Source organism: Aeromicrobium marinum DSM 15272, from assembly GCF_000160775.2.
GTDB classification, from domain to species: Bacteria; Actinomycetota; Actinomycetes; order Propionibacteriales; family Nocardioidaceae; genus Aeromicrobium; species Aeromicrobium marinum.
In genome coordinates this window covers 1,990,709-2,015,167 of sequence record NZ_CM001024.1, presented here as the reverse complement: position 1 = coordinate 2,015,167, position 24,459 = coordinate 1,990,709, and the positions used below count along the sequence as shown (strand labels likewise).

Below are 24,459 nucleotides of genomic sequence, written 5' to 3'. Positions count from 1 at the left end.
GCCCCGTGCTGCTGCTCGCCTTCGACACCGCCACCCCGGTCGTGACCGTGGCCGTCCACGACGGTCGATCGGTGCTCGCGGACGCGCACGCCGAGGGATCGATGGTCCACGGGGAGCGACTCGCCCCGGCCGTCCAGGAGGCGATGGCGGCGGCCGGAGCGGCGATGGGTGACCTCACCGACGTCGCCGTGGGCGTGGGACCGGGGCCCTTCACCGGACTCCGCGTCGGCGTGGTGACCGCCCTGACGCTCGCCCACACCCTGGGACTGCGGTCGCACGGCGTGTGCACCCTCGACACGGTCGCCGCCCAGGTGGAGCCGGCCGGCCCGTACCTCGTGGCGACCGACGCGCGTCGCAAGGAGGTCTACTGGGCGCGGTACGACGCCGACGGGGGTCGCGTCGAGGGCCCCGACGTGGCCACCCCTGCGACGCTGGCCGCGAGGTTCCCCGGACTGCCCGTCCACGGGCCGGGGGCCCGGCTCTACGCCGACCTGCTCACCGGCGGGGGAGACGCGGCGGAGCCGTCGGCGAGGGTGTTGGCCGAGCTGGTCGTGCAGGGCCGGGTCGCCGAGCTGCCCCTGCAACCGCTGTACCTGCGCCGCCCCGACGCGGTCCCACGCGTCGTCCGACCGTGATCCGTCGTGCCGTCGCCGCGGACGCCGGGGCGATCGTGGCGATCGAGCAGACCTCGTTCGACGACCCGTGGTCAGCGGCGGCCGTCGAGCAGGAGCTGTCGGAGCGCTCGCGTCTGGTCGTGGTCGACGGCCGGTTGCGGGGCTGGGCCACGGTCATGGTCGTGGGCAGCACGGCCGACCTCCTGCGGATCGCGGTGCGACCGGAGCACCGCCGTGTCGGACTCGGGGCTGCCCTGCTCGACGCCGCGGTGGCGGCCGCGGTCACGGCCGCGGCGACCGAGATGCTGCTCGAGGTGCAGCACGACAACCGGCCCGCCACGGCCCTCTACGCCACCGCGGGGTTCGAGGAGATCGCCCGACGCGCCGACTACTACGGCCCCCGGCGGCACGCCGTGGTGATGCGCCGACCACTCGGACAGGACCCGCCTCCCGACGGAGCTCGGCTGCTCCCGTGACGCCCGACCTGCACTGACGTGGCAGGCAGGGCGGCGTGATCGCGGTGGTAGGTTGGGCCCGCCCAGAGACCCATCCCACCGGACCGCGCGAGGCGTCATCATCTCCACCCTCACCACCATCCTCGGACAGGCCTGTCTCTTCACGGTGACCGACGGGGGCCAGCGCCTCGAGGAGCTCTCCGCCCGCGAATGGGCCATCCTCGCGGGTGCCTGCAACGCCCACGCGCTGATGGCTCCCGGACGAGAGCTGACCGTCCACGTGTACCACCCGGACGGCCAGCACTTCCCCCGCACGACCGACGACCGCAGCTTCGACGGCCGCAGCCGCCTGTACCGTCGGCGCCGGCTCACGCTCAGGATCCGCAACGACCTGCAGGTGTCGCCGGCCCCCGTGCCCGACAGCCGGCAGCGGGTGCTGCTGGAGGGCGACACCCGGCACGTCCTGCTGTCCGACGACGCCACCGCGGTCGAGAAGCCCCTGCTGGTGCAGCCCGGTGACCTTCGCGGGCGGATCCTGCGATCAGCGCGGGGACGAGCACCGCTGTGGTACGACGAGCTGCGCGACCTCGAGGCGCTGCGCCACCGGTGGTCGATCACGCGGCCGCGTCGGCGCCGGGTCTACACCGACGACTTCGCGCCGGGCGGCGACCACGAGGAGGACACCGTCGTGCCGGCCGGCCCGGTGGCCCCCGGCGCTCCCCGGGCGGTGCTGGTCGGCATGCACTGGTTCGAGATCGGCGGCGCCGAGCGGTGGGCGTTCGAGACGGTGCGGCTCGTGCGCGAGGCGGGCCTCCTGCCCGTCGTGCTCACCAGCCGCGACTCGCACCACGAGTGGATCACCCGCCCGGAGCTGGAGGGTGCGGTCCTGCTCCCGTTGTCCGAGCCGACGGCGCTCACCCAGACGCCCGGCGGTGAGCAGCTGTTGCGCGCCGTGCTCGAGACCTTCGACGTACGCGGCGTGGTCGTGCACCACAGCCAGTGGCTGTACGACCGGCTGCCCTTCGTCAAGCTGAGCCGGCCGGACGTCCCGACGGTCGACTCCACCCACATCGTGGAGTACCGGGGCGGGGGGTTCCCGGTCAGCGCCGTGCTGGCGGACCACTCCATCGACCTGCACCACGTCATCTCGCCGTCGTTGGCCGCCTGGATGGTCGACACGCAGCGGGTCCCGGCCGAGAAGGTCGTGATGGCGCCGCTCGGTGGTCTCACGGTCGAGGCCGCGGACCAGGCCTTCCGGCCCCGTCCGGACGGGCGACCGTTCACCGTGGCGTTCGTGGGCCGCCTGGCGCGCCAGAAGGCCCCCGAGGTGTTCGTGGCCGCGGCCGCGCGGGCCCGGTCCCGGGGGTCCGACGTCCGGTTCATCCTGCACGGCCACGGCGAGCTGGCCCCCTGGGTCGACGACCTCGTCGACCGCGCCGGACTGCAGGACGTCCTCGAACGACGCTCCGGCGACGTCCCCGTGGTGCGGACGCTGGAGGACTCGGACCTGCTCGCCGTGACCTCCCACAACGAGGGACTCACCCTCACGACCCTCGAGGCGGTGGCCCACGGTGTCCCCGTCATCTCGACCGACGTGGGTGCGCAGTCCGACCTCGTCCCGCGCGAGGCGCTGGTCCCGCGGAACGTCCACCGGGCGGTGCCGGCCCTGGCCCGACTGATCGGCGAGCTCGCCGACGACGAGGCCGCGCGCCGACTGCTCTGGGAGACCGAACGCACCGCCGAGCGCAGGCTGCTCACCCACACGTCCGCCAACGACTGGTTCCGAGAGGTGGTCTCGACATGGTGATGGTTGCTGCCGTCGTCGTCACGTTCAACAGGCTCGACAAGCTCCGCACGGTCCTGACGTCGCTCCAGGCGCAGACGCTGCCGCCGGCCTGGATCGTCGTCGTCGACAACGCCTCGACCGACGGGACCGGTGACTACCTGGCCACGCTGGAGACCAGCGTCCCGCTGAAGGTGGTCTCGATGCCGGAGAACCTCGGCGGTGCCGGTGGCTTCTCGCGCGGGATGGCCGAGGGCTACACGCTGGGCGCGGACCACGTGTGGATCATGGACGACGACTGCTACCCCAGGCCCGAGGCGCTGGAGCGTCTCGTGGACGGTCTGGACTCCGCCGTCGACGAGCTCGGCCCCGACGTGCCCTTCGCGTGCTCGGTGGTGACCTTCACCGACGGCACCATCTGCGAGATGAACAACCCGGTGCCGACCTGGGACTGGGGACGGCTGCTGGTGCGTGGCCAGCGCAACGTCATGGTCACGGCCTGCTCGTTCGTGTCGGTCCTCGTGCCCCGCTGGGTCCTGGCCGAGCACGGGTTGCCGTACGCGGAGTACTTCATCTGGTTCGACGACCGGGAGTACACCCTGCGTCTGACCCGACAGTGCCCCGGGGTCCAGGTGCTCGACAGCGAGGTCGTCCACGACATGGGCGACAACAAGGGGGTGAACTTCTCGATGGTGTCGACCGACAACGCCTGGAAGTTCGCCTACGGCATCCGCAACGAGGCCTCCTGGCTGCTGCACCACGGCGGACTGCTGAAGTTCCTCGAGTTCGGGGCCCGCCTGGCCGTCAACTTCCGGGGCGGCCGGGTCCCGTGGCGGCTGCGGCTGCAGATGTTCCGCCAGTACGCCAAGGGGATCAGGTTCAACCCGCCGATCCGCTACCCCGAGCCCACCCCGGCCGAGCTGACGGATCGTCGACGCACCTGACGGGTCGCCGGACCGCGAGCCCTCCTACCACCCTGAGATCGATTTCGGGTGACACGACACGCCTCGATGCCTCAGGATGTCCTCATGCCCCATGAGCCTCAGCCGTCACACGCGTCACAGCGACGCCGAGCCTCGGCCGCGCGTCGGCGGTGGGGGTGGCTGGTGGCGGCCGCGACCGCGGTGGCCACGATGTCGCCGGCCGTGCTGGTCACGTCGCCGGCGTCGGCCGCTCCGGTGGTGGGGTTCCAGCCGGGGAACATCATCAGCGACCAGGTGTTCTTCAACTCCTCGACGATGTCGGCCGCGGCCGTGCAGAGCTTCCTCGACGGCAAGGTGTCCCGGTGCGTCACGGGCTACACGTGCCTTAAGGCCTACGCCCAGGCGACGACGCAACGGCCCGCCGATGCCTACTGCAACGGGTACGCCGCCTCGGCCCGGGAGACCGCGGCGCAGATCATCGTCAAGTCGGCCCAGTCCTGCGGCATCAACCCCCAGGTGCTGCTGGTCATGCTCCAGAAGGAGCAGGGGCTCGTGACGGCCACGTCACCCACCCAGGTGCGCTACGACAAGGCGATGGGATTCGCCTGCCCCGACACGGCCGCGTGCAACTCGGCCTACTTCGGACTCCAGAACCAGATCTACTCCGCGGCGCTGCAGTTCCGACGCTACGAGCGCAGCGGTCTGTACACCGCCTACGCCCCGGGCCGCACGGTCACCGTGCGGTACCACCCCAACGCCTCCTGCGGTGGAGCCCCGGTCTTCATCGAGAACCGGGCGACCTCCAACCTGTACACCTACACGCCCTACCAGCCCAACGCCGCCGCTCTGGCGGCCGGTCGCGGCACCGGGGACGCCTGCTCGGCGTACGGCAACCGGAACTTCTACACCTTCTTCAGCGAGTGGTTCGGGTCCCCGTCCGGCATCGCCGTCACCGGGTCGCTGCGGGACTACTGGGTCGCCAACGGTGGGGCGTCGGGTGTCGTCGGCGTGCCCACCTCGCCCATGACCGGCACCGCCGACGGCTGGTTCCAGCGGTTCACGGGCGCCGACCTGTTCCTCAGGGCGGGCCGCACCGTGGCACCGGTCCGCGGCAGCATCCGCACCGAGTACCGCGGCGTCGGCGAGATCGCCAGCGGTCTCGGCTGGCCGGTCGGGCCCGAGTACTCCATCGTCGGGGGCGCCTACCAGGACTTCGAGTTCGGGCGGATCTTCGCCAAGTCGGGCATCGGGACGGCCGCCGTCGCGCCGCCGATGGTGGTGCCGCACGAGCAGCTGGGCAACGTCGGCGGTGTGCTGGGCTGGCCCAAGGGCCGGGCCGTTCCCGTCGGTGAGGGGTCGCGCCAGGAGTTCGACGGCGGCACCATCTACGCGCGCGACGACGAGTCGGTGCACGTCCTGACCGCCGACCTGGCCGACCTGTACCGGGCGCAGGGTGGTCCGGCCGGACTCCTCGGGTGGCCGGGCAGCGGGGTGACCCCGGACCGCGTCGGCACCCACGTGGTCTTCGACGGCGGCTGGATCCAGAAGGCCGGCCCGTCGACGTGGCTGGTGAAGGGCCTGATCGGCGCCTACTACGTCAGCTCCGGCGGCATCGACGGCGAGCTGGGGGCCGTGCGCGGCCCGGAGGTCTGGCACCCCACCGGCGGCTGGAGCCAGGAGTTCGAGAACGGCACCGTCTACGCCTCCGAGGCCGGGACCTTCGCCGTGACCGATGCGCGGACGGCGATGTCGGCGGCCGGTGGCGTCGCGGCCACGGGGTTCCCGGTGGAGGAGGTGCGCCGCACGGGTTCGTCGTGGTCGCAGCGCTTCGGCACGGTGACCTTCACCGGCTCGTCGTCCGGCGAGGTCGCCGGCGTGCGCGGTGCGATCCGCCGGCACTACGACGCCCTCGGAGGGGCGTCCAGCTTCCTGGGTCGCGCGACGAGCGGCGAGCGACCGGTCGGACCGGGGTTCGTCCAGGACTTCGAGGGCGGCCAGATCTGGTGCGGCACCTCGGCACTCGTGGCGATGGACTCGCGGACCGCCCAGCACTACGCGCGGGTGGGCGGCCCCACCGGCCGGCTGGGCTGGCCGGTGTCCTCACCGACGGCCGAGCCGGGCGGCGCCCGACAGGAGTTCCAGGGCGGCACGGTCTTCACGTCCTCGACCCCGGGTGGCGCGGTCGGTCACGTGTGGGGCGGACTGCGCACGGTGTACGTGGGGCTCGGCGGACCCCGCGCGGTGGGGTTCCCGACCGGTGACGAGCAGCTGGTGGCCGGCGCGTGGAAGCAGAACTTCGAGCGCGGTGCCGCCTACCTCCCCCTCGACGGATCACCCGGGTCGCTGGTCTCCGGCCGGATCTGGGAGGCCTACGTGGCCGCGGGCGCCGAGGGGGACCCCCGCATCGGCGTGCCGATCGCCCCGTCGACCACCACGGCGTCGGGGGCGACCAAGCAGGTGTTCCGGTCGGCGACGTTCTTCACCACCCCCACCGGGACGCATGTCGTCCGGGGCTACCTGCGCACGATGTTCAGCCAGTTCGGCGGTGAGGCGGGACGGCTCGGTCTGCCGCTGGAGTCCGAGCGGTCCGTCGGCGTCGGCCACGTCCAGCGTTTCGAGGGGGCCCGCCTCTACGTGTCCCCGTTCGGGGCCGCGGCCGTCTGGGGCGCGATCGGGGCGGAGCACGAGCGTCGCGGCGGGGTGCAGGGATCCCTGGGCTGGCCGGTCGGACCCGAGGTCGCGGGTCCCGGCCGCTGGTCCCAGAAGTTCCAGCACGGGACCCTCGTCCTGCTGGCCGACGGCAGGTACCTGGTCGAGTGAGGGGCCGCGTCCCCGGTGTTACCCTCGGTCCATCATGACGGGCGACGCGGAGCGGTTCCTGGTGATCGTGCCGGCGTGGAACGAGGAACAGAACGTTGGTTCGACCGTGGCCGAGATCCACGCCCAGGGCTTCGCCTGCGACGTGCTGGTGGTCGACGACGGCTCACGGGACGCCACCGCCGAGGTGGCGGCCGCAGCGGGTGCGACGGTCCTGACCCTGCCCTTCAACCTGGGGGTCGGCGGGGCGATGCGAGCGGGCTTCACCTACGCCCAGCGGCACGGGTACCCCGCAGCGATCCAGGTCGACGCCGACGGTCAGCACAACCCGGCCGACATCATGACCGTCCTGGCGGGACTCGAGCAGGCTGACATCAGCATCGGCGCCCGGTTCGCCGACACCGGCGACTACGAGGTCAGCGGACCTCGACGGTGGGCGATGGTGATGCTCGCCGGCATCCTGTCCCGCGTCGCCGGCGTCCGCCTGACCGACGTGACCTCGGGCTTCCGAGCCGCCAACCGACGAGCGATCGACCAGTACGTGCAGTACTACCCGGCGGAGTACCTCGGTGACACCGTCGACTCCCTGGTGGCCGCCCTGCACGAGCAGCTGACGGTCGTCCAGGTCCCGGTGGCCATGCGTCCGCGACTGCACGGGACCCCGAGCCAGGGGTTCGTCGGGTCGGCCGTCTACCTGCTGCGCTCGATGTTCGCCCTGACCCTGGCCCTGATGCGCCGCCCACGCCGCGGCGCGGTCGCGGAGGTGACCGCATGATCATCGTGTTCGCCATCGGCTTCTCGGTCGTGATCCTCGGCATCATCGTGAGCCTGCTGCTGCGGCGTCAGCTGCGGGAGAAGTACGCCGTCATGTGGCTGCTGATCGGCCTCACGGTCCTGGTGCTGAGCATCTGGCCCGGACTGCTGGTCATCATGGCGGAGCTGGTGGGTGTCCAGGTGCCGGCGAACCTGTTGTTCACCCTCGCGCTGGGTCTGCTGCTCGCGGTGGCCCTGCACCTGTCCTGGGAGCTCTCCCGGGCCGAGGAGGAGATCCGCCGGGTCGCCGAGGAGGTCGCGATCAACCGCGCCGCCCTCGACCGGCTGCTCGCGGCCGAGGCCGCCCGTCGGCGCCCCCCGAACGACTGATGGCGCGGACCGTCCGATGACCTCCGAACCGGGGTCCGGCCGCACGGTGCCCGGTGTCGGGTGGGTGCTGTTCGCGACGGCGGGCGCCGGAGTGGCGGGGTACGGCATCCAGGTCGTCGCCTCGGCCACGCTCGACGACCCCGGGCTCTACATCGCGTTCGGCACGTTCTGGTCGGCCATGTACGTCATGGTGACCCTGCTGTCCGGCATCCAGAACGCCGTCACGCGCGCCGTGCGACCGGCGGGCACCGCCCGCGAGGACGGTGTGGCCGGAGCGGCGGACCTGGCCGTCCTGGCCGCTGTCGTCGTCGGAGCGCTCGCGGTGCTGGCCGGTTCGGTCGTCGTCATCGACGGCACCGACGGTCCCGTGGGCGGGGCGGCCGGGTGGATGCTGCTGGCGGGCACCGGCTACGTCGGAGTCACCCTCGTGGGCGGCGTGCTGCAGGGCCTCCAACGCTGGCGTGCGGTGGCCGGCCTGACCCTGACGGACAGTGCGGTCCGGACCCTGCTGGTCGTGTCGGCCCTGCTGATGACGGCGGCGAGGCCCCAGCTGTTCGCCGCGATGGCCCTGCCGTTCCTCGTCGCGGCGGTCGCCGTGGGCCTCGCGACCTGGAGCCGTGGTCGGGGCCGGTTCACGCTCGACGTGGGACGTGGCGAGCTGGTGCGTCAGGTCCTCGGCGCCGTGGTGGCCAGCTCCGCGCTCGGGGTGATGGTCAGTGGGATGCCGGCCGTGATGGCGGCCGTCTCCCGTGACACCACCCCTCAACGGCTCGCCGAGCTGGTCATGGTCACGAGCCTGGCCAGGGCGCCACTGATCGTGCCGATCCTGGCCCTGCAGGGATTCCTGCTCGTGAGGTTCCGTGACGGGCACGACCGGGCCGTCCAGGTGCTCCGCCGAGGAGGGTCGTTGATCCTCGTCGTGACGGTGGTGGCCGCCGGCGCCGCCGCCGCAGTGGGGCCGGCGGTCCTCGACACCGTGACGGGCGGCTCCTACGCGATCGAGCCGTGGTTCGTGGCAGGAGTCGTCGTCGGAGCAGGTCTGCTCGGAGTGCAGGTCCTGGTGGGTTCGGCGCTGCTGGGACGGTCGCACCATCGCGACTACGTCACGATGTGGACCGTCTCGGCCGTCGCGACCGTGCTGCTGGTGCTCGTGCCCGGAAGCCTGGGGGCCCGATCGCTCCTCTCGATGATCGGGGGCCCGCTCGCCGGCATGGCGATCGCCGCCGTGCTGCGGCGCGTCGCCGCCGCCGATCGAGGCTCGTCACCGGCCGGGCGTTAGAGTCGTCGGGCCGACGAAGAGAGGACGGGTGTGGGCATGTGGTCCGAGGTCGTGCTCCCGCTGGCGGCGACGCTGGCCCTCCTCGGCGTGCCCGGACTCGTCCTGGGTGCCGCAGCAGGTCTGCGGGGGGCCTGGCTCGCGGCGGCGACGGCGCCGCTGTCGGTGACGACGGTCGCGACCGCCTCGGTCGTGGCCGAGTGGGGCGGTGTCACGTGGTCGGTCGTGCCGGTCGTGGTGATGACGGCGGCAGCGGCCGTCGTGCTGGCGGCCGGCCGTCGTGTCCTCGTCGGGCGATGGGGGAGCGACGAGCCGAGAGGCGCAGCGGGCCCGTGGCCCGTGCTGCTGGCGGTGGGGCTCGCCGCCGGGCTGATCGGCCGTCGTCTGTGGCTGATCCTCCAACGGCCCGACGCCGTCTCGCAGTCGTACGACAACATCTTCCACCTCAACGCCGTGCAGTACGTGCTGCAGACCGGGAGCGCGTCCCCGTTCACCGTCGGGGGGATGACGTCCCCCGAGGGCAACCTGGGCTTCTACCCGTCGGCCTGGCACGCCGTGGTCAGCCTCGTCGCGGACCTCACGGGCGCCGGCGTCCCGGTCGCCGTCACGGCGGTGACGCTGGTCGTGGCCTGCGTCGTGTGGCCCCTGTCCGTCGTCGTCCTCGCCCGCACCTGGTTCGGCACGTCGGCAGCGTTGACCGTCGCAGCGGGGGTCCTGGCGGCCGCGACGGCCGCCTTCCCGTTCCTGCTGCTCACCTACGGGATCCTGTATCCGCTGTTCCTGTCCGGTGCCGTGCTCCCGCTGGCGGTGGCGGCCCTCGCCCGAGCAGCGGGGGTGGGCGTCACCGGCCCGCCACGAGGGGTCTGCGCCCTGCTGCTGGTGGGAGTCGTCCCCGGCATGGCCGTGGCTCACCCGAGCGCACTGGTGGCCCTCCTGGCGTTCTCGGTGCCGGTGGCGGCCGTCGTCGCCGTCCGGCATCTCCGGCACCCGTCGCGTCGGGTTCCGGTCGTGGCCGCGGTGGCGGCCTACCTGGTGCTGGGTCTCGTGGCCGTCCGGGTCATCCGTCCGCCCGCCGACCAGATCTACTGGCCCACCATCGTGACGACGGGACAGGCGGTCGGTGAGGTCCTCACCGCGTCGGTGTACGGCATGCCGGTCGCGATCGCCCTGGCCCTGCTGACCCTCCTGGGCATCGTGGTGTCGCTGAGGGGCGGTCGCGGAGCGGGCGCGGCGGCGAGCGGTGCGTTCGTGATCGCCGGACTCCTCTACGTCCTGGCGGCCGGCTCCCAGCAGGACTGGCTCCGCACGCTGCTCGTCGGCCCCTGGTACAACAACCCGCCGCGGCTGGCCGCCCTCGTGCCCCTGGCGATGATTCCGTTGGCGGCACGCGGGGCCGAGGCGGTCCACGACCGCGGCCGGGCATGGCTGCGGGACCGCGACCAGAGGATCGACCGCCCCCGTGCTCGCGCCGTCGTGGCCGTCGTGGGGGTCGTGGCCCTGGTCGTGGCGACCCACGTCGGCGGCCCGCTGCGACAGATCACCACGGAGTCGCAGCGGTCGTTCGCCCTGGTCGACGACGCGTGGCTGCTGACCCCCGACGAGTCCCGTCTGCTGGAACGGGTCCCCGACCTGGTGCCGCCGGACTCGGTGATCGCCGGCAGCCCGTACACCGGCGCGGGCCTGGCGCTGGCGCTGGCCGACCGGCGGGTGCTGATGCCGCACCTGCTCATGGACATCGGTGCCGACACCGCACGCGTCAACCGGTCGTTGCGGTTCGCCACCCCCGGGTCGGAGACGTGTGCCGCGATCGACCGCCTGGGCGTCGACTTCGTCCTGGACTTCGGCGAGCAGCAGATCAACAACTACGAGGTCACCTATCCGGGGCTGGAGAACCTGGAGCGCTCCGACGCGGTCGAGGAGATCGACCGCGAGGGGGAGGCCGTGCTGTACCGGGTCGTCGGCTGCTGAGATCAGCGGCCTGACGCGGTCAGGACCTCGTCGAACACCGCGAGGGTTCGTCGCGCCGTGTCCTCCCACGAGTACCGCGACGCCTGGTCCAGGCCCTTGCGCGCGTGCTCGGCCAGGAGCGCCGGGTCGGAGACCACCCGGGCGATCGTGGCCGCCATGGCTGCCGGATCGGACGGATCGACGTAGACGGCCGCATCGCCGGCCACCTCGCGGTGGACGGCGATGTCGCTGATCAGCACCGGGATCCCGGACAGCATCCCCTCGACGGGCGTCAACGAGAACCCCTCGCAGAACGACGGGGTCGCGAGCAGGGTCGCCCGGGAGTACAGGTCGGCCAGCTCGGACTCCTCGATCCAGCCGTGCAGCTCCACCCACGGCTGGAGCTCGAGCTCGGCCACGAGCGCGATCATCGGATCGTCGGGACCGCTGCCGGTCAGGGCCAGGCGGGGGCGCTGGGGCGGGTCGATCAGGGCCAGTGCGCGGACGAGCGTCTCCCAGTTCTTGTGCGGTCGCCGGTTGCCCGTGCCGAGCAGCAGCGGCTGGTCGGGGCGGTGGCGGTCACGGTCCACCCCGGCGATCGCCCGTCCGGCCAGGTGGATCACCGAGATGCGGGAGCGCGGCACGGACAGGTACCGGCCGATGGCCTCCGCCGAGGCCTCGCTGATCGTGACGACCCGGTCGGCCCGGCGGGAGACGATCCGCTCCATGAGCTTGACCGGCGCGGTGTACAGGGGCGTCGACATGAACTCGGGGTGCGACCAGTAGAGCATGTCGTGCATCGTCACGACGGTCGGGATGTCGCGGCGGTGCGGTCCGAGCGTCGCAGGGGAGTGGATGAGGTCGGCTCCCGCGCGGCGCGCCGCCGGGTTCACGGCCAGCAGCTCACCCCGGGCCCACTGCAGCCGGTTCTCCCCGCTGATCCCGGAGTCGACGATCCTGCCGGGGAACCAGGTGAGGTCCATCGCGGCGGCCTCGGTGCTGGCGAACCCGACGAACTCGTGCTGAGGCGCCTGGACGGCGAACTGCTGGTACAGCTCGCGCGTGTAGACCTCCATCCCGCCCTTCGAACCGGTCAGCGACAGCAGGTCGACGAGGATGGTGGCCATGGCGGCAGGGTATCGAGACGCTGCCGCCCCGCCGCGCGGCGCCCGGGGTCAGGCCCGAGCGGGTCGGGTCGCTCGCAGCCGGGTGTGGGCCGCCCGCATGACGGGCCGCTCGACGGCGAACCAGCTGAGTGCAGCCAGGGCCGCGGTGCCGACCGCGGTGAGCAGCAGGTAGGCGACGAAGCCGAGCGAGGAGACACCGACGAGCACGCCGAGCTGCTGCACGGGCCAGGCGTAGATGTAGAAGCCGTACGAGATGTCGTTCGTGGCGACCCAGCGAGGCTGCGGCACCACGGTGGAGAGCCACAGCAGACCCCACGCCAGCAACGGCGCGGCGAGCTGGCCACCGACCCGGGGCACCAGCACGATGCTCGCCACGGCGAGGACCAGGGCGGTGGCCCCGGCCACGTGCGGCACGCCGAACCGGGCGACCACGAAGTAGGCGACGGCGCCGCCGAGGAAGTACGGCAACAGCTTGGCGAGCAGGAAGAAGCGCTCGTCGAGCTGCAGGGCGGCCCACTGCGTCTCGGTCGCGTACACCGCCACGCTGAGGGCGAACATCGCGGCGAGCGGCCACGGCGACCGTCGGACGACCCCGACGACGGCGATCACGCCGACCAGCAGGTAGCACGCGAACTCGTAGTACAGCGTCCACAGCGAGCCGTTCCACACCCGCGGGTACGGCACCGACTCGAGCGACCGGCCGATCTCGTACTGGTTGATCAGCAGGCCGGCGTTGGACCACACGTAGGACGCCGGGGTGGGGCCGGTCGTGAGGTAGCCGTCGAGCGAGCGGAACTCCCACCACATGGCGAACGGGGCGAGGACCGTGGCGGTGAGGACGAGACAGACGATGAAGGCGGGGAAGATCCGGGCGACCCGCAGCACGATGTAGTCGCCGACCGCGTTGCGGAACCGGCTGGTGGTGATGAGGAAGCCGCTGAGGACGAAGAACCCCCCGACGGCGAGACCGCCGAGGTTCTCACCCTGGATGTGCGGTCCGATGCCCCGGCCGTCGAGGTAGAAGGCGTGCGCGAACAGCACCATCGCCGCCAGCACGAGGCGGAACAGGTTGAGGCTGTTGGTGCGCGGGTCGAACGTGCGGGGCAGCCCCTCGGCAGCGGTCGCGGCGGTCATTTCAACAGCCGGCGTGACGCCATCTCCTGCAGCGACTTCTCGTACCCGCCCTCCTCGACGGGCTCGGTCAGGACCCACTCCACGAAGCGACCGACCCCGGTGGCGAAGTCGACGGCGGGGGTGAACCCCAGCACCTCGGCCAGGCGGGTGGTGTCGGCCACGTTGTGGCGGATGTCGCCCAGCCGGTAGTTGCCGGACACGCGCACCGGAACGTCGGACCCGAAGGCGGCCTGCAGTGCGGCCGTGACCTCCAGCACGGAGGTCGCGACGCCGCTGCCGACGTTCATCACCTGGTGGGCGGCGCCCGGCACCGTGGAGGCGAGGTACGTGGCCTCGACGACGTCGTCGATGTAGACGAAGTCCCGGCTCTCGTGACCGTCCTCGAAGATGTTGATCTCACGGCCCTGTCGGATCAGGGTGGAGAAGATCGACAGGATGCCCGTGTAGGGGTTCTTCAGCGACTGGCCCGGTCCGTAGACGTTCTGGTACCGCAGCGCCACCCCCTCGATGCCGATCGTCGGCGCGACGGTCATGATGAGCGACTCCTGGACCTGCTTGGAGATCCCGTAGACCGAGGACGGGTGCAGGCGCGCCGACTCGTCGGTCGGCACGAGGGTCAGCGGGTCGTGTCCGGGCGCGTGCACGTCGAAGTCGCCCGCCGCCATGGCGGCGTCGTCGCGGTGCGAGGGGTAGACGATCTCGCCGGCGCTGCTGCGGTAGGCGCCCTCGCCGTAGATCGACCGGGACGACGCGATGACCACGCGCCCGACGTGGTGGGGCTCGTTGGCGAGCAGGTCCAGCAGCTTCGCCGTGCCGCCGATGTTCGCCTCGACGTAGCGGTCGATCTCGTACATCGACTGTCCCGTGCCGGTCTCGGCGGCCAGGTGGACCACGACGTGCTGGTCGGGGAGCACACGGCGCAACGCGTCGACGTCGGTGACCGACCCCTGCACCACCTCGGCGACCTCCGCGGCCGCCTTCAGCAGGGGGGAGTCCTGGGCCGGGTCCGCGCCGTGGACCTGGGGGGACAACGTGTCCAGGATCGTGACGCGGTGGCCGTCGTCGGCGAACCGGCGGGCCAGGCGGGAGCCGATGAACCCGGCGCCACCGGTGATCAGGACGTTCGACGGCATGGAGCTCCTCGGGTGGGTCGTCACGGCGCCAGGATGTGGGCCACGGTCGATGATATCCCGGCGCGGCTGCGCGACCGGAGCACGCCGGGCAGCTCGGCCAGTCCGTGCAGGCGCGACAGCAGGCGCCAGCGGGCGGCCCGTGCGGTGCGCCTCCAGCCCAGCCGCCGGGCGAGCTCGCGGGCCGTCCGGTAGTAGGTGCGTTCGTCCCGGAACCGCTGGCCGCTGACGATGGTCTTCTGCGAGGCGCTGCCGGAGTGACGCCGGTAGGAGAAGGCGGTGACCGGCGAGTACACCAGGGCGCCCCCCTCGAACGCGATGTCCATGAGCAGGGCCAGGTCCTGGATGATCGGCAGGCCGTCCCGGAAGTCGATGCGCTGCAACGTCTCGGTCCGGAAGGTCAGGGACGGCCAGTAGAGCCAGTTGCCCCGGATCAGGCTCGTGGCCATGTCGGGGCCGCGCAGCTCGACCTCCCGGCGCGGCGTCAGGAGCCGCTGCTTGACCCGGTCGACCAACGGCAGGACCGGGGTCCCGTCCGCGTCGATGACCTGCACCCCGGGCTGGAACACGTCGGCGTCGGGGTGCCGCTCGACCAGTGACCGCATCAGTCCGACGTACCCCGGGTGGAGCAGGTCGTCGCAGCCGAGCAGGGTCAGGTGCGACTGCGTCGCCCGACCGACCGCGGCCCGGTAGTTGTCGGTGATGCCGAGGTTGCGCTCGTTCACGTGGTACGTGATGCGCTCGTCCCCGAGGGACTCCACCCACGTGCGGACCTCGTCCCCGGGGTACTGGTCGTCGAGGATCGTCAGGCGCCACCGGGGGTCGTCCTGGGCGACGACCGACGCCGTGGTGGCGATCATCAGGTCCGGGTCGCCCCAGTAGGGGATGAGGATGTCGAGCGTCATGACGGGTCCTTCCCGAGCGCCTCGACGGCAGCGGTGAGCCGTGCGGCGATCGTGGGCTGGGCGGTGCGGGCGAAGGTCGTGGTGAGGTGGTTGTCGTCGGTGTAGACGACGATGCCGCCGATCTGGGTGAAGCACCGTGCGTCGTCGCACACCAGGTCGTCGAGGTCGACGACGGGCGACCCGGTCATCTCGCCGGCGGTCCGCAGCGGGTCGTCGAACGCGATCTCCGCCCGTGGCACCGAGCAGTCGGTGGCGTCGTCGGTCTGCAGCAGGCAGTCCACGGCGCCGACGCCGCCCTCGACCGGGACGCCGCGCATCTCGGGGGTGTCGCGCAGGACGACCACGGCCTTGCCGGCCTGCTGCAACCGGGTCAGCACATCGGCGACCTGGGCGGCCGTGAGCGGCCAGAGGTCGGGGTCCTCGGAGAGGTACAGCCGCGTGCGGTTGGTGACGACGACCACGTCGATCGTCGGGTCGGCGGCGACCTCGTCGAGGGCCCGCACGGCCGTGGTGCGGCAGATCTCGGAGTAGGTGGCGTCCGCCCCCCAGGTCGAGCCGACCCACTCGCGCGCGAGCATCGGGCATCCCGACACCAGGAAGGTGGAGAGTCGCCAGGACTCGGACTCGGCGGTGGTCCTGACCGCGTCCGCGATGCGGGTGGCGTGGGAGTCGCCGACGAGCGCGACCCCGAGCGCGGCCGGGTCGGTCGAGCCGAAGGAGCACCGGCGGTAGGTCCGGGAGTTGGCGGACGTCTCGCAGGCACTGATGTCGGCCGGGGCGAGATCGGTCGCGAAGGCCGCGGCCTCCGTGACCAGCGCGTCGTCGATCCGCCCGTCGCACCCCGGGTCGAGCAGGGCCTTCGCGCCCAGGCACGGGGTGGCGGCGACCTCGCGGGCGTCGGGCAGGGCCGCCGGTGTCCAGGTGACCAGGGCCAGGCAGGAGACGACCAGGACGGCCGAGGCGGCGCCGACGGTCGCGAACGTGCGGCTCGGACCCGTCCACCCGCCGGTCGGCGGACCCGGTGAGCGGAACCGGTCCTCGACCAGCGTCTTGGACAGCCAGCCCAGCAGGACCGATCCCAGCAGGATCCCCAGCTTGTCGGTCGTCCCGAGGTCGGCACCGGTGACGTACGGCAGCAGCACGATCAGGGGCCAGTGCCACAGGTAGACGCCGTAGGAGACGTCCCCGAGCAGCTGGACGGGTCGCCGGTCCATCAGGGGTGCGGGGGAGAGGCGCGACGACGGCGCACCCGCGAGGATCACGGCGACCGTGCCGAGCACGGGGAGTCCGGCGGCGTACCCGGGGAACGGCGTGCTGCCGTCGATCACGAGCAGGGAGACGCCGATGGCCGCGAAGCCGCCCCAGGAGACAGCCGAGCGGAGGCCGGCCCCGCCGACACGTTCGAGCGCCACCCGGCGGCCCAGCCATGCCAGCAGGCCACCCGCCGCGAACTCCCAGGCGCGGGTCAAGGTCGAGAAGTAGGCCCGGCCGGGATCGCTCGGGGTGAGGTCGACCGAGTGGGCCAGACTGGCAGCGAAGACGAGCAGGAGCGCGGCCGCGACCACGACGTCGGGGCGTCGCCGCAGGCGGACGGCGAGCAGGGTCGCGGCGCCGATGAGGACGGGCCAGACGAGGTAGAACTGTTCCTCGACCCCCAGGGACCAGAAGTGCTGGCTGGGTGACACGACGTTGGACTGCGCCAGGTAGTCGACCGCCTGTCGCGACAGCTCCCAGTTCTCGACGTAGAACGCCGAGGCCAGCAGCTCGCGACCGAACTGTGGCCAGCGGTTCTCGGGAACCCACAGGTACACGGCGGCAGCCGTCGCCGCGATGGTGACGAAGGAGGCGGGGAGCAGACGCCTGGCCCGCCGGGCCCAGAACGTCGGCAGGTGCACCCGGTTCCGCGTCGCCACCTCACGGAGCAGGTGGTCGGTGATGAGGAAGCCGGAGACGACGAAGAACACGTCGACGCCGACGAACCCGCCCGGCAGCCGGTTGGGCCACAGGTGGTACCCGACGACCGCCAGCACCGCGACCGCCCGCAGCGCCTGGATCTCGGTGCGCACCCCTCCGGCGGGGGCTGACGGACGGGGAACGGCTGCTGGCACAGACAAGGAGGCTACCCCGGTCCGGGTCGTGGCCGGCGCGACGCGACCGGTCCGGGGCCCGAGGTCCGGCCGGGTACCGCCGAACCCGGCTCGGTGCACGCGTGTGCACTAGGCTCGGGCCATGCGCGACATCACCTACCCGCCGGTCATCGTCACCGCCAAGACGCTCTTCAAGGTGCTGGGCATGAAGTTCCAGACGTCAGGCACCGAGCACATCCCGCGCACGGGCGGCGCCATCCTGGCCGCCAACCACATCGGGTACGTGGACTTCGTCTTCGACGGACTCGCGGCCCAGCCCAGCGGGCGGCTCGTGCGGTTCATGGCCAAGAAGGAGGCGTTCGAGGGAAAGACCGGGGCCCTCATGCGCTCGTTCCACCACATCGAGGTCGACCGGGCCAACGGCGAGGCGTCGTACCGCACGGCCGTCGAGTACGCGCGGTCCGGCGAGATCGTCGGCATCTTCCCGGAGGCGACGATCAGTCGCTCGATGGAGATCAAGGAGCTCAAGACCGGTGCCGTGCGCATGGCCGCCGAGGCCGGGGTGCCCCTGATCCCGATGGTCACGTGGGGCACCCAGCTGCTGAAGACCAAGGACCAGGAGTCCGACATCTTCGGCCGTGGGCGCACGATCGCCCTGCACGTGGGGGCGCCGCTGGAGGTCACGGGCGAGGACCCGGTCGCCGAGACGGCGAAGCTGCGAGAGGCCATGTCGGCCCTGTTGGACAAGGCCATCCACGAGTACCCGATCCGGCCCGAGGGCCAGTGGTGGGCGCCCGCCCGGTACGGCGGAACCGCCCCCACGCCGGAGGAGGCCGCCCGTCTGGACGCCGAGGAGAAGGCGGCCAAGGAGGCGCGTCGGGCCGCCCGTGAGGCCGGCGACTGATCCGGGCTGCACCGCTTGCCGCTCGGGTGCAGACTGAGGTCGACCCAGGAGGTTGACATGAAGGCCGTACTCGGCAGCACCGTCCTTGCAGAGGCACCCACCGACGAGCTCGTGCAGATCGAGGGCAACTGGTACTTCCCGCCCTCCAGCCTGACCGAGGGCGCGTTCGAGAAGAGCCCGACCGCGTACCGCTGCCCGTGGAAGGGTGACGCGCAGTACTGGAACGTCGGTCTGGGCGAGGACACCCTGCCCGACGGCGCGTGGTCGTACCCGGACCCGATCAAGGCTTCGTTCGACCGCGTCGGGTCCGACTACAGCGGCTACGTCGCCTTCGACCGCAAGGTCAAGATCAGCGAGTAGGCCCGCCCCGGCAGCACCTCAGGTGCCGGTGGACCCGTCGATCATCTCGCGCAGCAGGTCGAGGTGTCCGTTGTGGCGCGCGGTCTCCTCCACGAGGTGCTGCACGACCCAGCGGACGTTGGGGTGGAAGTCCCGCAGGGGCTCGGCGGACTCGGTGTCGAGGTCGAGCTCGGCGAGCAGCGCCCGGGAGAGCTGCACCTGCTCCCCGTAGCCGGCGACGATCTCGTCGACCGGCAGCACCAGACCCTCCTCCAGCTCCCCGTCGGGATGCTCGTCGGACCATGGAGCTCGGTCGTCGCGACCCAGCAGCACGACCTCGACCCAGTAGTGCTCGTTCCACCTCAGGTGGTGCAGCAGCGACGCGGGGGTGGTGAGGGGTGACGTGGCCACCGGGGCTCGCCTGGCCTGTTCGTCGTCGAGTCCTCGCACCTTCGACAGGGCCGTCTGCTGGACGTACTCGAGCATCTGGAACAGGACGGAGCGTTCGTCGCCGGCGGGCGGGGTGTCGGTGCGGGCCATCGGGCCACCGTCCCACATCGGACCGTCGGGACCCCGGGACCCGGCGCGGTGGGGTGCAGTGCCCTGAGACACTGGGGCCGTGACTGAACCCCTGGTGCTCGGCATCGAGTCCTCGTGCGACGAGACCGGCGTCGGGATCGTCCGGGGCACCGAGCTGCTGGCGCACGTGGTGGCGTCCAGCGTCGACGAGCACGTGCGGTTCGGCGGCGTGGTGCCCGAGGTGGCCAGCCGCGCCCACCTGGAGGCGATGGTGCCGGCCCTCGAGCAGGCCTATGCGGACTCCGGGGTCCGGATCCAGGACGTCGACGCCGTGGCCGTCACCTGCGGCCCGGGTCTCACCGGAGCCCTCCTGGTCGGCGTGGCGGCGGCCAAGGCGCTGGCGCTGGCGCACGACAAGCCCCTCTACGGGCTCAACCACCTCGCCGCCCACGTGGCGGTCGACCAGCTCGAGCACGGCCGCATCGAGGGCCGGGTGGCGGCCCTGCTGGTCAGCGGTGGGCACTCCGAGATCCTGCTGGTCGATGACATCACCTGCGACATCACCCTGCTGGGGCAGACCATCGACGACGCCGCGGGCGAGGCGTTCGACAAGGTCGCCCGGCTGCTCGGCCTGCCCTACCCCGGCGGGCCGCACATCGACCGGATCGCGGCCGACGGTGATCCCACCGCCATCGCGTTCCCGCGGGCGCTGACGGCGGCCCGCGACCAGGCCCGGCACCGCTGGGACTTCTCGTTCTCGGGCCTGAAGAGCGCGGTCTCCCGGCACGTCCAGCGCGAGGCGCTCGCCGGACGTGAGCTGCCCGTCGCCGACGTGGCGGCCTCGTTCCAGGACGCGGTCTGCGACGTGCTCACCCGCAAGGCCGTCGAGGCCTGCCTCGAGCACGACGTGTCGACCCTCGTGATCGGAGGCGGCGTCGCGGCCAACTCGCGCCTGCGGCACTACGCCGAGCAGCGGGCCGCCGAGGCCGGCATCGAGATCCGGGTGCCGCGCATGGGCCTGTGCACCGACAACGGTGCGATGGTCGCGGCGCTCGGGGCCGAGGTCGTGCGCCGGGGGCACCGCCCGTCGTCGCTCGATCTGCCGGCGGACTCCGGCCTCCCGGTCACCCAGGTGGTCGCCGGCTGACCCTGCCCCGGGGCGGTAGGTCACCAACCTCTCGCCGGGGGAGGCGGTAGGTGAGCAACCCTTCGACCGTGCCATGAGGTTGCTCAGCCACCGACCCGTCGTGGGTTCGGTTGCTCACCTACCGCCCAGGGTGCAGGACAGGGGTCCAGAGGTCAGGGGCCGAGCAGGGCGTCGAGCGCGTCGTCGAGCACCTGAGTGGGGCTCGTTCCGCGCCGGTGGGCCGCCTCGACGAGCCGCGCCCGGGCCGCCGGGCTGAGCAGGTCCGGCTCGCCTGCAACGGGTCGTGCTCGGCGCCCGGAGGCCCCGGTCGCCGCCAGCACCACGGTGCCCAGCACGTCGAGGATCGCGACCACTCCGAACAGGCGCCAGTACCAGTCGCCGAGGTCCTCACCGGCGACGATCGCGAGGCAGATCATGGCGGCCACCACGGTGATGGCGACCAGGGTGCCGGTCAACCCGGCCCCGAAGCGGTGTCGGCCGGCCAGCGCGATCAGCAGGCAGGCCTGGGCGAGGGACGCGGCGATCGTGACGGAGACGCCGAACACCTCGAAGAGAGCAGCGGTGTCCGACCCGCCCCACGTCAGCCACAGGGCCAGGCCGGTCGGGACCAGCGAGACCACACCCCCGAGGGCGCCCACGAAAGCAGCGGGTCGTCCCGCGACCGCGAGGTAGCAGAGCACGGCCACGGACTCCACCCCGACGACGACCGTGGTCAGCAGCACCCGACCCTGGGTCTCGCCGAAACCGTCACCACCGGTGAGCAGGGCCAGGATGCCGAGCGCGGCCGCGACGGAGAAGGAGCCGATGACGAGGGTGACGACGAGGCGCCGGACGTCTCTCATCGCCTCATCATGCACCCGCACCGGGGCGCCGGCGGTGAAGCCGCACCACCTGACCGGGTCGGGCCTGGGCCAGCAGGTCGGTGTCGGCGTCGTCGACCACCGCGATCACCGGGTAGCCCCCCGTGACGGGATGGTCCGGACCCAGCACGACGGGCAGGCCGGCGGCGGTCACCTGGATGCTCCCGCGCACCACCGGTTCGCTCGGGAGCTCGGCGGTGCGGGACCGGACGAGCGGCGGTCCCAAGAGGCGGACGCCGATGCGGTCCGACTGCGGCGACACGGCCCACCCGGTCGTCAGGAGCTGCTCGAGGGCCCCCTCGACGAACCAGTCGTCCCGCGGACCGGGCGTCACCGAGAGGTCGATGCAGCCCGACCGAACGGTGGGCACGATGTCGTCGACGAGAGGGGTGGGGTGAGCGGGTCCGACCGACAGGACCGCCCCGTCGGCGAGCCGGTCGGGCCCGAGGTCGGCCAGGACGTCTCGCGAGCGCGACCCGAGCACCACCGGGGTGCGGATGCCGCCGGCGACGCCGACCGTCAGCCGCAGGCCGGGTGAGGCCGGGCCCACCCTCAGCAGCGATCCCCGCGGCAGGGTGAGTGCACGGCCCTGGGGGACCGGCCGTCCGTCGAGCAGGACCGGTGCGGGTGCTCCCGTCACGGCCACCACGTGGCGGCGGGCCGCCCGGAGGGCCAGGTCGCCGTAGGTCTCGAGCACGGCGGCGCCCGCGGGGTTGCCCAGGACGTGGTGGGACTGGCGCATCGCCGGACGGTCGAAGGCGCCGGACGCCGACACGCCCCACCCGGTGTGGCCGGGCCGGCCCGCGTCCTGCACGAGGGTCAGGGGACCGGCCGACTCCACGACGAGACTCATGGTGACGCCGGTCCGTCCGCGGCCTCGAAGCGGACGACGGTGCCCGGGGTGAGCAGGGCCGGCGGGTCACGGTCCAGGTCCCACATCGCGGTGTCGGTCCGACCCAGCAGCTGCCAGCCGCCGGGCGACGAGCGCGGATAGATGCCGGAGAACTCGCCGGCGAGCCCGACCGCGCCGGCCGGCACCGACGGTCTGGGCGTCGCGCGGCGCGGCACGTGGAGCCGCCGGTCACCGCCGGCCAGGTAGGCGAACCCGGGGGCGAAGCCGCTGAAGGCGACCGTCCACGGGGCGCCGGTGTGTGCGGAGACGACCTCGTCGGGGGTCAGTCCGGTCAGCGTGGCCACCTCGTCGAGGTCGGCGCCGTCGTAGCTCACCGGCACCACCACGGTGGTCGGCGCGACCTGGTGCGCAGGCGCGGGTGCGGACGCAGCGACGAGGCGGCGCAGCTGGTCCGGCTGCCCCCGCAGCAGGACGGTCCGCGCCCCGACCACCGCCTCCGCCCGGTCCTGCAGCGCCGTGAACCAGCCCAGTGCCTCCTCCAGGTCGGCGCAGTCGAGCAGCACCGCCCGGTCGCCGCACGGCAGGACCCTCACGCGAACGGTCCGATCGTCGCGCCCGCCCGCTCCAGTGCCGCCCGGACGGCCCCGGCCAGATCCACGGCGCCGGGGGAGTCGCTGTGCAGGCAGATCGAGTCCACCGTGCCGAGCAGTCGCACCGCCTGGGCGGCGACGGCGGCCCGGTCGTGCAGCACCGCGCCCGGGTCGGAGCGGGGCACGAGGTCGCCCGAGGGCGTGTAGGCGCGGTCCGCGAACCCCTCGACGACGACGGGCAGGCCCTCGGCGCGGGCGCGGGAGAGTGCCAGCGCATGGGGCAGCCCCAGGAGCGGGAGCCCGTAGGGGGCGACGGCCTCCACGACGGCCGCCGACTGTGCCTCGTCGGACGTGACGGCGTGGTAGAGCGCGCCGTGCGGTTTGACGTAGGCCACGGTCGCGCCGGTCTCGTCGGCGATCTCGGCGAGCAGGTCGACCTGCTCGCGCACCTGCCGCACGAGCTCGTCGTGGTCGGGGTCCTGCGGCCGCCGGCCGAACCCCTCGCGATCGGGGTAGCCGACCTGGGCGCCGATCGCCACGCCGCGCTCCGCCGCTGCCAGACAGGTCGCGAACATCAGACCCTCGTCGCCGGCGTAGGCACCGCAGCAGACGTTGGCGCTGGTGACGACGTCGAGCAGCGCAAGGTCCTCACCGGACTCCCAGCGTTCGACGGACTCGCCGAGATCGGCGTTGAGGTCGACACGCGGCGGCTCGAGCGGGTCCATGGGCCGACCCTAGCCGCGTGGACCGGGTCAGAGTCGTTCGACGAGGAACGCGCGGCCGGCGCCGTCCACCCGGGTGAGGATGACGGTCGCCGGGTGGGGGCCGTCGAGCTTGAGCCGCTTCACCAGGACCTCCGGGACGACGTCCACGCCGCGCTTCTTGACCGTCAACGTGCCGATGCGCCGGACCTGCAGGGCGGCCCGCAGCTGCTTCTCGCGGAACGGCAGCTCGTCGACGACCCGGAAGCCGCGGCCGAAGGGCGTGCTCACGGCCCGGTCGGTGCTGACGAACGCCACGTGGGGGTCGGGCAGCCAGCCGCCGATCGAGCTGGCGAACTCGGCCACGAGCCCGGCGCGGATGACGGCGTCGTCGGGCTCGTAGAGGTGCGTCCCGACGGGGGCCACCGCCGCCTCGTCGCCCGCGTGCGCCAAGGAGGAACCGGACGGCAGCAGGGTGGCGCGACGGCGGTCGCGGGCGAACGCGCGACCCCACAGGCACGCCTCGACCAGGTCGCCACCGTCGCTGACCCACTCAGCCTCGACGCCGGCCGGGACGTCGCGGTGGGCGATACCGGGCATCACCTTGGCGACGGCGCGACCGTCCAGCAGGGGTGCGACCCATTCCCACGGCGGCTGGAGTCCGTCGGTGCCGAAGACCCGTCCACGTCCGTCGCGGCGGGCCGGGTCGACGAAGGCGACCTCGTCGTCGGCGAGGTCGACGGACGTGGCGTCGCCGACCTCGACGGTGCCGGGGAGTCCGAGAGCTGCGAGGTTGGCGCGGGCCACGGCGGTGCGGACGGGGTCGCGTTCGACCCCGCGGACCGCGATGCCGGTGCGGGCGACGGCGATCAGGTCGGCACCGATCCCGCACCCCAGGTCGACGACCCGTCCGACCCCAGCGGCCCGCAGCCGGGCCGCCCGATGGTCGGCGACCCGCCGCCGGGTCGACTGCTCGAGGGCGTCGTGGGTGAAGTACAGGTGCGCGGCGTCGGGACCGAACTTCGATGCCGCCCTCCCGCGCAGGTGGTTCTGCGTGACGGCGGCGGCGACCAGACCGGCGTCGTGGTGGCGCCGCAGCCGGGTGCCGAGGCCGAGGTCGGACTCGACGCCGGCCCGCTGGGCGATCTCGGCCAGCAGGGCCTGCCCGGCGGGCGTCAGCAGCTGCTCGAACGTCGCCAGGTCCA

23 protein-coding genes are annotated in these 24,459 nt (G+C 72.7%); 12 read left to right on the top strand and 11 right to left on the bottom strand.

The window, feature by feature from the left end:
• Nucleotides 1-5: 5 nt before the first annotated feature.
• The 9 genes from tsaB (at nucleotide 6) to HMPREF0063_RS10150 (ending at nucleotide 10,979) form a co-directional block, all read left to right on the top strand.
• Nucleotides 6-635 (top strand): tRNA (adenosine(37)-N6)-threonylcarbamoyltransferase complex dimerization subunit type 1 TsaB, encoded by a 630-nt coding sequence (gene tsaB / locus HMPREF0063_RS10190; RefSeq protein WP_007078584.1) that lies wholly within the window; start codon nucleotides 6-8, stop codon nucleotides 633-635.
• Nucleotides 632-1,090, top strand: coding sequence for a ribosomal protein S18-alanine N-acetyltransferase (rimI, locus tag HMPREF0063_RS10185; protein ID WP_007078583.1), 459 nt, complete (start codon nucleotides 632-634; stop codon nucleotides 1,088-1,090). Before tsaB ends, rimI begins: the two co-directional genes overlap by 4 nt.
• A 145-nt stretch (nucleotides 1,091-1,235) precedes the next feature.
• Nucleotides 1,236-2,876, top strand: coding sequence for a glycosyltransferase (locus HMPREF0063_RS10180; protein ID WP_050760940.1), 1,641 nt, complete (start codon nucleotides 1,236-1,238; stop codon nucleotides 2,874-2,876).
• A complete protein-coding gene (locus HMPREF0063_RS10175; protein WP_007078581.1) occupies nucleotides 2,870-3,796 on the top strand; it encodes a glycosyltransferase family 2 protein in 927 nt (308 codons plus the stop codon). Before HMPREF0063_RS10180 ends, HMPREF0063_RS10175 begins: the two co-directional genes overlap by 7 nt.
• An 84-nt stretch (nucleotides 3,797-3,880) precedes the next feature.
• A complete protein-coding gene (locus HMPREF0063_RS15820) occupies nucleotides 3,881-6,595 on the top strand; it encodes an LGFP repeat-containing protein (RefSeq protein WP_169309977.1) in 2,715 nt (904 codons plus the stop codon).
• Nucleotides 6,596-6,629: 34 nt separating this feature from the next.
• Nucleotides 6,630-7,367, top strand: a complete 738-nt coding sequence (locus HMPREF0063_RS10165) for a glycosyltransferase family 2 protein (protein WP_007078579.1) — start codon at nucleotides 6,630-6,632, stop codon at nucleotides 7,365-7,367.
• Nucleotides 7,364-7,735 carry a DUF2304 domain-containing protein gene (locus HMPREF0063_RS10160; protein WP_007078578.1) on the top strand — a complete coding sequence of 124 codons (372 nt, stop codon included), beginning with the start codon at nucleotides 7,364-7,366 and terminating at the stop codon, nucleotides 7,733-7,735. Before HMPREF0063_RS10165 ends, HMPREF0063_RS10160 begins: the two co-directional genes overlap by 4 nt.
• A 16-nt stretch (nucleotides 7,736-7,751) precedes the next feature.
• Nucleotides 7,752-9,014: a hypothetical protein gene (locus HMPREF0063_RS10155; protein WP_007078577.1), complete on the top strand. Its 1,263-nt coding sequence runs from the start codon at nucleotides 7,752-7,754 to the stop codon at nucleotides 9,012-9,014.
• 36 nt (nucleotides 9,015-9,050) lie between these two features.
• Entirely contained in the window at nucleotides 9,051-10,979 is a 1,929-nt protein-coding gene (locus tag HMPREF0063_RS10150) for a DUF6541 family protein (protein WP_007078576.1), read from the top strand.
• 2 nt (nucleotides 10,980-10,981) lie between these two features.
• On the opposite strand, the gene HMPREF0063_RS10145 is transcribed toward HMPREF0063_RS10150, so the two are convergent.
• The 5 genes from HMPREF0063_RS10145 to HMPREF0063_RS10125 are packed head-to-tail and all read right to left on the bottom strand — an operon-like array spanning nucleotide 10,982 to nucleotide 17,362.
• Nucleotides 10,982-12,085, bottom strand: a complete 1,104-nt coding sequence (locus tag HMPREF0063_RS10145) for a glycosyltransferase family 4 protein (RefSeq protein ID WP_007078575.1) — start codon at nucleotides 12,083-12,085, stop codon at nucleotides 10,982-10,984.
• 48 nt (nucleotides 12,086-12,133) lie between these two features.
• Nucleotides 12,134-13,219, bottom strand: a complete 1,086-nt coding sequence (locus tag HMPREF0063_RS10140) for an acyltransferase family protein (protein ID WP_007078574.1) — start codon at nucleotides 13,217-13,219, stop codon at nucleotides 12,134-12,136.
• A complete protein-coding gene (locus tag HMPREF0063_RS10135; RefSeq protein ID WP_007078573.1) occupies nucleotides 13,216-14,352 on the bottom strand; it encodes an NAD-dependent epimerase/dehydratase family protein in 1,137 nt (378 codons plus the stop codon). The genes HMPREF0063_RS10140 and HMPREF0063_RS10135 overlap by 4 nt, the downstream gene beginning before the upstream one ends.
• Nucleotides 14,353-14,372: 20 nt before the next feature.
• Nucleotides 14,373-15,254, bottom strand: a complete 882-nt coding sequence (locus HMPREF0063_RS10130) for a glycosyltransferase (RefSeq protein ID WP_007078572.1) — start codon at nucleotides 15,252-15,254, stop codon at nucleotides 14,373-14,375.
• Nucleotides 15,251-17,362: an acyltransferase family protein gene (locus HMPREF0063_RS10125; RefSeq protein ID WP_169309976.1), complete on the bottom strand. Its 2,112-nt coding sequence runs from the start codon at nucleotides 17,360-17,362 to the stop codon at nucleotides 15,251-15,253. Before HMPREF0063_RS10125 ends, HMPREF0063_RS10130 begins: the two co-directional genes overlap by 4 nt.
• A 121-nt stretch (nucleotides 17,363-17,483) precedes the next feature.
• Here HMPREF0063_RS10125 and HMPREF0063_RS10120 point away from each other — a divergent pair, with 121 nt between their 5' ends.
• Entirely contained in the window at nucleotides 17,484-18,245 is a 762-nt protein-coding gene (locus HMPREF0063_RS10120; RefSeq protein WP_007078570.1) for a lysophospholipid acyltransferase family protein, read from the top strand.
• 57 nt (nucleotides 18,246-18,302) lie between these two features.
• Nucleotides 18,303-18,605: a DUF427 domain-containing protein gene (locus HMPREF0063_RS10115; RefSeq protein WP_040320237.1), complete on the top strand. Its 303-nt coding sequence runs from the start codon at nucleotides 18,303-18,305 to the stop codon at nucleotides 18,603-18,605.
• Between the two features lie 18 nt (nucleotides 18,606-18,623).
• On the opposite strand, the gene HMPREF0063_RS10110 is transcribed toward HMPREF0063_RS10115, so the two are convergent.
• The gene (locus tag HMPREF0063_RS10110; RefSeq protein WP_040320236.1) at nucleotides 18,624-19,124 is read right to left on the bottom strand and encodes a DinB family protein; all 501 of its coding nucleotides are present in this window, start codon (nucleotides 19,122-19,124) and stop codon (nucleotides 18,624-18,626) included.
• Between the two features lie 79 nt (nucleotides 19,125-19,203).
• On the opposite strand from HMPREF0063_RS10110, the gene tsaD reads away from it, so the two are divergent.
• Nucleotides 19,204-20,250 (top strand): tRNA (adenosine(37)-N6)-threonylcarbamoyltransferase complex transferase subunit TsaD, encoded by a 1,047-nt coding sequence (gene tsaD, locus HMPREF0063_RS10105; protein WP_040320235.1) that lies wholly within the window; start codon nucleotides 19,204-19,206, stop codon nucleotides 20,248-20,250.
• Between the two features lie 152 nt (nucleotides 20,251-20,402).
• Here tsaD and HMPREF0063_RS10100 read toward each other — a convergent pair whose 3' ends face one another.
• From HMPREF0063_RS10100 to HMPREF0063_RS10080, 5 genes are all read right to left on the bottom strand, one after another.
• A complete protein-coding gene (locus HMPREF0063_RS10100; protein ID WP_007078566.1) occupies nucleotides 20,403-21,092 on the bottom strand; it encodes a hypothetical protein in 690 nt (229 codons plus the stop codon).
• A gap of 7 nt (nucleotides 21,093-21,099) precedes the next feature.
• Nucleotides 21,100-21,963: a 5-oxoprolinase subunit C family protein gene (locus HMPREF0063_RS10095; protein WP_007078565.1), complete on the bottom strand. Its 864-nt coding sequence runs from the start codon at nucleotides 21,961-21,963 to the stop codon at nucleotides 21,100-21,102.
• On the bottom strand, nucleotides 21,960-22,556 hold the full coding sequence (locus HMPREF0063_RS10090; RefSeq protein WP_007078564.1) for a 5-oxoprolinase subunit B family protein: 597 nt from the start codon (nucleotides 22,554-22,556) through the stop codon (nucleotides 21,960-21,962). The genes HMPREF0063_RS10095 and HMPREF0063_RS10090 overlap by 4 nt, the downstream gene beginning before the upstream one ends.
• Nucleotides 22,553-23,278, bottom strand: coding sequence for a 5-oxoprolinase subunit PxpA (locus HMPREF0063_RS10085; RefSeq protein ID WP_007078563.1), 726 nt, complete (start codon nucleotides 23,276-23,278; stop codon nucleotides 22,553-22,555). The genes HMPREF0063_RS10090 and HMPREF0063_RS10085 overlap by 4 nt, the downstream gene beginning before the upstream one ends.
• A 27-nt stretch (nucleotides 23,279-23,305) precedes the next feature.
• On the bottom strand, nucleotides 23,306-24,459 hold a 1,154-nt coding region (locus HMPREF0063_RS10080; RefSeq protein WP_007078562.1), incomplete at its 5' end, for a class I SAM-dependent methyltransferase.